The 7139-nt window shown below is 62.9% G+C and carries 9 protein-coding genes; 8 read left to right on the top strand and 1 reads right to left on the bottom strand.

Annotation, left to right across the window (positions count from 1 at the left end; translation table 11 throughout):
* From A2J03_RS11525 to A2J03_RS11505, 5 genes are all read left to right on the top strand, one after another.
* Positions 1-643 (top strand): acyl-CoA dehydrogenase family protein (locus A2J03_RS11525; RefSeq protein WP_197480725.1); only part of this gene is annotated, 643 nt, incomplete at its 5' end.
* The gene (locus A2J03_RS11520; RefSeq protein ID WP_068373655.1) at positions 628-1779 is read left to right on the top strand and encodes an acyl-CoA dehydrogenase family protein; all 1152 of its coding nucleotides are present in this window, start codon (positions 628-630) and stop codon (positions 1777-1779) included. The genes A2J03_RS11525 and A2J03_RS11520, both read left to right, overlap by 16 nt.
* Positions 1776-2687 (top strand): bifunctional MaoC family dehydratase N-terminal/OB-fold nucleic acid binding domain-containing protein, encoded by a 912-nt coding sequence (locus A2J03_RS11515; protein ID WP_068373652.1) that lies wholly within the window; start codon positions 1776-1778, stop codon positions 2685-2687. The genes A2J03_RS11520 and A2J03_RS11515 overlap by 4 nt, the downstream gene beginning before the upstream one ends.
* On the top strand, positions 2684-3064 hold the full coding sequence (locus A2J03_RS11510; RefSeq protein ID WP_068373663.1) for a MaoC family dehydratase: 381 nt from the start codon (positions 2684-2686) through the stop codon (positions 3062-3064). Before A2J03_RS11515 ends, A2J03_RS11510 begins: the two co-directional genes overlap by 4 nt.
* Complete coding sequence (locus A2J03_RS11505) at positions 3061-4230, top strand: lipid-transfer protein (RefSeq protein ID WP_068373647.1); 1170 nt, start codon at positions 3061-3063, stop codon at positions 4228-4230. The genes A2J03_RS11510 and A2J03_RS11505 overlap by 4 nt, the downstream gene beginning before the upstream one ends.
* On the opposite strand, the gene A2J03_RS11500 is transcribed toward A2J03_RS11505, so the two are convergent.
* Entirely contained in the window at positions 4202-4936 is a 735-nt protein-coding gene (locus tag A2J03_RS11500) for a FadR/GntR family transcriptional regulator (RefSeq protein WP_231912488.1), read from the bottom strand. The genes A2J03_RS11505 and A2J03_RS11500 overlap by 29 nt on opposite strands.
* A gap of 69 nt (positions 4937-5005) precedes the next feature.
* Between A2J03_RS11500 and A2J03_RS11495 the strand changes: the two genes are divergently transcribed.
* From A2J03_RS11495 to A2J03_RS11485, 3 genes are all read left to right on the top strand, one after another.
* A complete protein-coding gene (locus A2J03_RS11495; protein ID WP_068373644.1) occupies positions 5006-5887 on the top strand; it encodes an alpha/beta hydrolase in 882 nt (293 codons plus the stop codon).
* 319 nt (positions 5888-6206) lie between these two features.
* The gene (locus tag A2J03_RS11490; protein ID WP_068373661.1) at positions 6207-6701 is read left to right on the top strand and encodes a gluconokinase; all 495 of its coding nucleotides are present in this window, start codon (positions 6207-6209) and stop codon (positions 6699-6701) included.
* 149 nt (positions 6702-6850) lie between these two features.
* Positions 6851-7139: WhiB family transcriptional regulator (locus A2J03_RS11485; protein WP_068373641.1), on the top strand; the 289-nt coding region annotated here is incomplete at its 3' end.

Raw genomic sequence — 7139 nt, 5'->3', positions numbered from 1 at the left:
CGACCACATGCGCGTCACGGGTACGAAGATCGCCGTCGCGTATGCGGAGCAGGCCTACCGAATTCTCGTACCGACGTCGGCAGGAATCGTTCTGGTCGACCCGAAGAGCGACGGCGTACGGCTCACCCGCACGCCGTCGTCGTCCGGTGACCCCGAGTACGTCGTCGAATTCGATTCGGCACCTGGCGAGTTCATCGGTGACGACGTCGCTGGCCTGTACCGGATTGCGCTGGCGTCGATCGGTGCTGTCGCCGACGGAATTGCCGCGGGCGCTGCCGAGTTGACGGCCTCGCATCTGGGAAGCAGGCATCAATTCGGAAAGCCGCTGGCGACGTTCCAGGCGGTCGCAGGCGAGATCGCCGACGTCTATGTCACGGCCCGAACGATCCACGTGGCCGCGGTCTCTGCGGTGTGGCAGGCGTCGCAGCGGCGAGAAGCCGACGACACCGACGTCCTCGCCTACTGGATCGCCGCTGAACTACCCGCGGCGATGCAGATGTGTCATCACCTACATGGGGGCATCGGCGTCGATGTCACGTACCCGATGCACCGCTACTACTCGGCGGCAAAGGATCTCGCCCGACTCGTCGGAGGTTCGTCCTACCGACTCGACCTAGTGGGGGCAGCATGTTCGTCGAACTGACCGAAGACCAACTGAAACTTCAAGCGGAACTGCGTAACTACTTCGCCGACCTCGTCGACGAGCACGACGCCGACATCATGATGACCGAGCGGCACGGAGCAACGTACCGAAAGATCATCAAGACCATGGGCCGCGACGGATGGCTCGGAGTCGGATGGCCGAAGGAGTTCGGTGGCCACGGCTTCGGCGACCTCGAGCAGTCGATCTTCGTGAACGAAGCTGCCAGAGCCGACATTCCGCTACCGGCCGTGACGCTGCAAACCGTCGGTCCGACGCTGCAGAAGTACGGCACCGAGGCACAGAAGGCGAAATTCCTGATGGCCATTCTCGCGGGCGACGTCCACTTCGCCATCGGCTATACCGAGCCCGAGGCGGGCACCGATCTGGCGTCGCTCCGCACGACTGCGGTTCGGCACGGCGACGAGTACGTCGTCAACGGACAGAAGATCTTCACCACGGGTGGACACGACGCGGACTACGTCTGGTTGGCAGTGCGCACCGGCGCACCGGATTCCCGTCACCGCGGTATCTCGATGCTCATCGTCGACACCAGCGATCCTGGCTACTCGTGGACTCCGATCATCACGTGCGACGGCGCGCATCACGTCAACGCCACGTACTACAACGACGTCCGAGTTCCCGTCGACATGGTGGTCGGTGAGGAGAACGCCGGGTGGCGGCTCATCACCACTCAGCTCAACCACGAGCGGGTGATGCTCGGGCCTGCCGGACGAATCGCCGGTCTCTACGTGCGGTTGCGCAGGTGGGCCGAGAATCACTCGCTGCTGGGTGAATCCGATGTGCAGCGCGTCCTCGGTGAGATCCAGGCAACGTTTCGCATCAACGAACTGTTGAACTGGCAGGTGGCATCGAGCACCGCCGATTCGGTGGACATCGCGGACGCTTCGGCAACGAAAGTGTTTGCCACCGAACGTATTCAGCGCGTCGGTCGGATAGCGGAGGAAATGGTCGGTCGGCACGGTAACCCGGCGGACCCGGATACCGGAAAACTGATGGACTGGCTCGACAAACAGGTCAAACGCAATCTCGTCATCACATTCGGTGGTGGTGTGAACGAAGTCATGCGCGAACTCATCGCCACCTCCGGTCTCGGGTTGCCGAGGGTGATCCGGTGAGCGCGTCGATCCTCCAGGCGGCCGAACGCATTGCGGCGGCGGGTGACAGCGCGCCGAAGCCAGGCCGCGATCCCGTCAACCAGCCGATGATCAACAACTGGGTCGAGGCCATCGGCGACACCAATCCCATCTATGTCGACGCCGCTGCAGCCGAAGCGGCGGGGCATCCAGGCGTCGTCGCGCCGCCCGCGATGGCGCAGGTCTGGACGATGGGCGGTCTGCACCGGACCCGAGCTGCGGACGATCCGCTCGGCGAGATCATGGAGATCCTCGACGAGGCAGGCTTCACGTCGATCGTCGCTACCAACTGCGAGCAGACGTACCACCGGTACCTGCAGCTCGGGGAGGAAGTGACGCTGACGGCCCGCCTCGGTGACGTAGTGGGGCCGAAGAAAACGGGCCTTGGCCTTGGTTGGTTCGTGACGGTGCACAACACCTGGTACGTGGGCGACGAGGCTGTCGCCGAAATGCTGTTTCGGGTGCTGAAGTTCGCACCTGTCGCGAAAGAGGACCCAACCGAGCAGATCCGACCCGTGGCTTCGCAGGAGACCGAGTTCTTCTGGGAGGGAACCAAGGTCGGCGAGCTGAGAATCCAACGGGTGCAGGATGGTTCACTCCGGCACCCGCCGATACCGGCGATCTGGCAGGACAAGAACAAGCCCATCGACTATTGCGTCGCCGCCGGAACGGGCACGGTGTACAGCTACGTCGTTCACCATGCACCGAAGGTTCCGGGCCGAACGTTGCCGTTCGTGGTTGCGCTCGTCGAACTCGAGGAAGGAGTGCGGATGCTCGGAGAACTACGAGGAGTGGATCCGGCGGAGGTAGTCGTCGGACTACCCGTGCAGGTCGAGTTCGTGTGTATCGACGACGATCTGACGCTCCCGGCGTGGAAGGCCGTGCGATGATCGCCGCCGTCGGAGATGTTCTCCCCGAGTTGCAGATCACCGCCGATCCGACGTTCGTGGTGTCGACGGCGTTGGCCACCAGAGATTTTCAGGACGTGCACCACGACCGTGACAAGGCCGTCCAGAGAGGATCGAAGGACATCTTCGTCAACATTCTCACCGACACCGGGCTCGTACAGCGTTTCGTCACCGATTGGGCCGGCCCGTCCGTGGTGCTGCGGTCGATCGCGTTGAAACTCGGTGTGCCGTGGTACGCCTACGACAAGCTGACACTGACAGGGACTGTGTCGAGGGTGGAAGACGGTGAGGTCACCGTGGACGTTCTCGGCACGGACTCTCTCGGGGCCCACATCACGGCGACGGTGAGGCTGGTATGAGCGGCTTTTCCAGAGAAACGGCGATCGTCGGCATCGGAGCAACGGATTTCTCCAAGGACTCCGGGCGGAGCGAACTTCGGCTTGCAGCCGAGGCCGTCACCGCCGCTCTGGACGACGCAGGCCTCACGCCGAACGACGTCGACGGACTGACGTCGTTCACGATGGACACCAACACCGAAACAGCTGTTGCGCGAGCGGTCGGTATCCCCAATCTCACCTTCTTCAGTCGTATTCACTACGGCGGCGGTGCGGCGTGCGCGACGATTCAGCAGGCCGCAATTGCCGTCGCAACGGGCGTCGCCGATGTCGTCGTCGCGTATCGGGCGTTCAACGAGCGCTCGGGCGCGCGGTTCGGCCAGGTGGCATCACATCTTGCGGCCGCGCCGACGTCGTCCGGAATCGACGCCGGATGGTCCTACCCGCACGGTCTCGGCACTCCGGCGTCCTTCGTCGCGATGGTCGCCCGCCGATACATGCACGTCTACGGTGCCACGAGCGAGGATTTCGGCAGAGTTGCCGTCGCGGACCGCAAGCATGCCGCCAACAACCCGGCGGCGTTCTTCTACGGCAAGCCGATCACGTTGGAGGACCACCAGAATTCGCGGTGGATCGCCGAACCGTTGCATCTGCTGGACTGCTGCCAGGAATCCGACGGTGGCATCGCACTGGTCGTGACCAGCGCCGAGCGTGCGAAGGATCTTCCCAATCCGGCGGCCGTCATCACCGCGGCAGCGCAGGGGAGTGGGCCTGATCAATACATCATGACCAGCTACTACCGCGACGCAATGACGGGGTTGCCGGAAATGGGACTCGTCGGTGATCAGTTGTGGGCGCAGTCCGGTCTGACCCCGGCGGAGATGCAGACGGCAGTTCTGTACGACCACTTCACGCCGTTCGTGCTGATGCAGTTGGAGGAACTGGGGTTCTGTGGCCCGGGTGAGGCCAAGGATTTCGTCTCCGGCGGTGCCATCGAACTCGGCGGCAGGCTGCCCCTCAACACCCACGGTGGGCAGTTGGGTGAGGCGTACATCCACGGCATGAACGGAATTGCCGAGGGCGTCAGGCAGATTCGGGGAACTTCGGTGAACCAGGTACCCGACGTGGAGAACGTACTCGTGACGGCAGGTACCGGCGTTCCTACGTCTGGTCTGATTCTGTCGAAGTAGAAGTAGCGTTCATCGCAATGGCCGATTCGGTGACGATCTGCTCCATTGCCCGTTCGGCCGCCTGCGCGTCACCCGCCTGAATAGAAGACGCGACGACGCCGTGCAAGCGAATGGCCTCGGGATCGGCCTGATGCGGCATCAGCGCGTGACGGGTACGCCCGGCCAGTACTTCGACGACGATCTCGGACATCGAACGCAGCATTGGATTACCGGATGCTGCAAGAAGAGTGCGGTGAAAGTCGGAATCGTGGGCCAGGTAGGCGTCGGAGTTCGCGGCACGGGAGGTGGCAGACATGCCGATCACTGCGGCCGTCAGCTGTCCGCAGTGTTCCGGTGTCGCCCGTTGTGCGGCGAGCCGTGCTGCCAAAGGCTCTATACCCGAACGTAATTCGCTGAGTATTGCAAGTTGTGCTGCGCGGTTGGGTCCGGCCAGTTGCCATCTGATCACCAGTGGATCGAGCGAATTCCACTGCGAGGAATCGAGCACAGTGATGCCGACTCTGCGACGAACGGTGAGGAGTCCGAGAGATTCGAGTACGCGAACGACTTCGCGGACGACCGTTCGTGATACCTCGAACCGGGTGGCTACGTCGTCCGCCGAAATCCTGGTTCCCGCGGGCACGGTTCCGTCCACGATGTTCCGTCCCAGTTTCTCGAGTACGGAGTCGTGTAGTTGTAGGAAATCCGCGCGTGCTTCGACCACCACTGTTCGATCGTGCCATGTATACGCGAGGTTCTCTCGCCGCTAGTGTCTTCGGCAACGGGGAGGTGGGCTATGACCAAGCGTTACGACGTGCGTTTTCCATCCGGTTCGGTCGACTGCAGTGCCTGGTTCTACGAGGGTGCAGAGGGAGCTCCGGTGATCGTCATGGGACACGGGCTCGGGGGAGTCAAGTGGATGCGTCTCGATGCATTCGCCTCGAGGTTCGCGGCCGAGGGGTACTCGTGCCTGGTGTTCGACTACCGCCACTTCGGCGACAGTGAGGGCCAGCCACGCCAACTTCTCGACATCGACCGGCAGCTGGAGGACTGGGCGTCGGCCATCGCGTACGCGCGAACACGTGGTAGCGGCGGTGTGGTGCTGTGGGGGACATCGTTCGGCGGTGGCCATGTAATCGTCGCGGCGGCGCGGGACGGTGGTGTCGACGCTGTGGTGTCGCAATGCCCGTTCACCGACGGTATGGCATCCGCCTTGGCCACGAACCCGCTCGTGGCGGCTCGGGTGACGGCGCGCGCGGTAGGTGACCGGGTCGGCTCCCTGCTCGGTCGCGAGCCGAAGTTCATCCCGCTGGCGGGCCCGCCGGGTTCGACAGCCCTGATGTCCTCGTCCGACGCACTGGACGGCTATCTGGCGCTCGTGCCCGAGGGGAAGACGTTTCGGAACGAGGTACTGGCCCGGGTCGGTCTCGACATTCCGCTGCGTCGCCCTGGTCGGCATGCCGGAAAGGTCACGTGCCCGATCATGTTCTCGGTGTGCGAGACCGACACCGTTGCGCCGGCCAAGGCCACCCTGCGGCATGCGAAGCGTGCACCGAAAGGCGAGGTCGTCGTCTATCCGGACGGCCACTTCGACATCTATGTCGGGGATGCGTTCGACCGCGTCGTCGCCGACCAGATCGAGTTCCTGTCCCGCGTGGCTCCCGCCGCGCGCGCCTAGAGATTAGTAGTACGAATCGATCACGGTCTTGCATTAAGTACTACATTTTGGGATAGTGAGCAGGGTCACCTCGTTCCGGCGGGGCTGACTGCCTCACGTTCGACGGGAAAGAACTCGTACTCGCTACTTCTACCGCTTGCGCACGACGCGGGAGGCCGGTTGGTGACGGTGTATCTGGGTACTTCGATCGAGCGGAACCCGAAAACTTGGAGTGTGATGGTATGCGCTGTTTCTGTGACGGTCCTGGCTGGCATGTCGACTTGGATTGCGGTGATCTGACGTGAACTCGCCACCGAACCCCCATCCGGTTCTCGTCATCATGGGTGTGTCGGGATCTGGGAAGTCCACTGTCGCAGGCATTCTTGCGGGTGCGTTGAAGTGGGACCTGCAGGAGGGGGATGACCTGCACCCTGATTCGAACGTCGAGAAGATGGCGTCGGGGCAGCCGTTGACCGATGCCGATCGCTGGCCGTGGTTGGAAACCATCGCCGACTGGATACGAGCACACACCGCAGCGGGCGAACCTGGAATCGTGACATGTTCGGCGCTCAAGCGAAGCTATCGAGACGTTCTGGAGAGAGGGTCGGAAGGTCGCGTCGTATTCGTTCACCTGGCAGGAACGCGGGAGCGAATCAGCGGCAGGTTGAACGCCCGGATGAACCACTTCATGCCGAGCGGCCTACTCGACACACAGCTATCGACTCTCGAGTCGATCGGATCCGACGAAGACGCGATCGTCGTCGACGTAGGCCCGCCACCTGCAGAAATCGCGGCCACGATCATCGCCGAACTGGAGCGTACCCGCGGAATATGAAGCAGCAGCGCTGGTTTTTAGGCATACAAATGTCCGACATTCTTGCCAAAAGTATGTTGAATGCGGGAAAGTGAAGTGGTTCACGAAGACATCCGCGCGCGCAGACAGGTCACAAACCTCGATGCGCCGGCGCTCATGAGGAGACCCCGATGGTGAGAGGCGTTCCTTCCCGGCCGGTCGAATTGCCGGTTCCGAATGCCGACGTGTGGGATTGGCAACTAGACGGACTGTGTCGCGGCTACGACTCCTCGGTCTTCTATCACCCCGAGGGGGAACGAGGCCGAGCCCGCGCGATGCGGGAAAGGAAGGCCAAGGCCATCTGCACCGCATGTCCGGTGCTCGTCCAGTGTCGATCGCATGCATTGTCGGCGAACGAGCCCTACGGCGTGTGGGGTGGAATGTCCGCCCACGACCGCGCCGATCATTACCGCGCCGAGG

The sequence above is a fragment of the Rhodococcus sp. EPR-157 genome (assembly GCF_001647195.1).
Lineage (GTDB): Bacteria > Actinomycetota > Actinomycetes > Mycobacteriales > Mycobacteriaceae > Rhodococcoides.
Note: the sequence above shows the minus strand (reverse complement) of the source record. Positions and strands in the feature narration are given on the sequence as shown.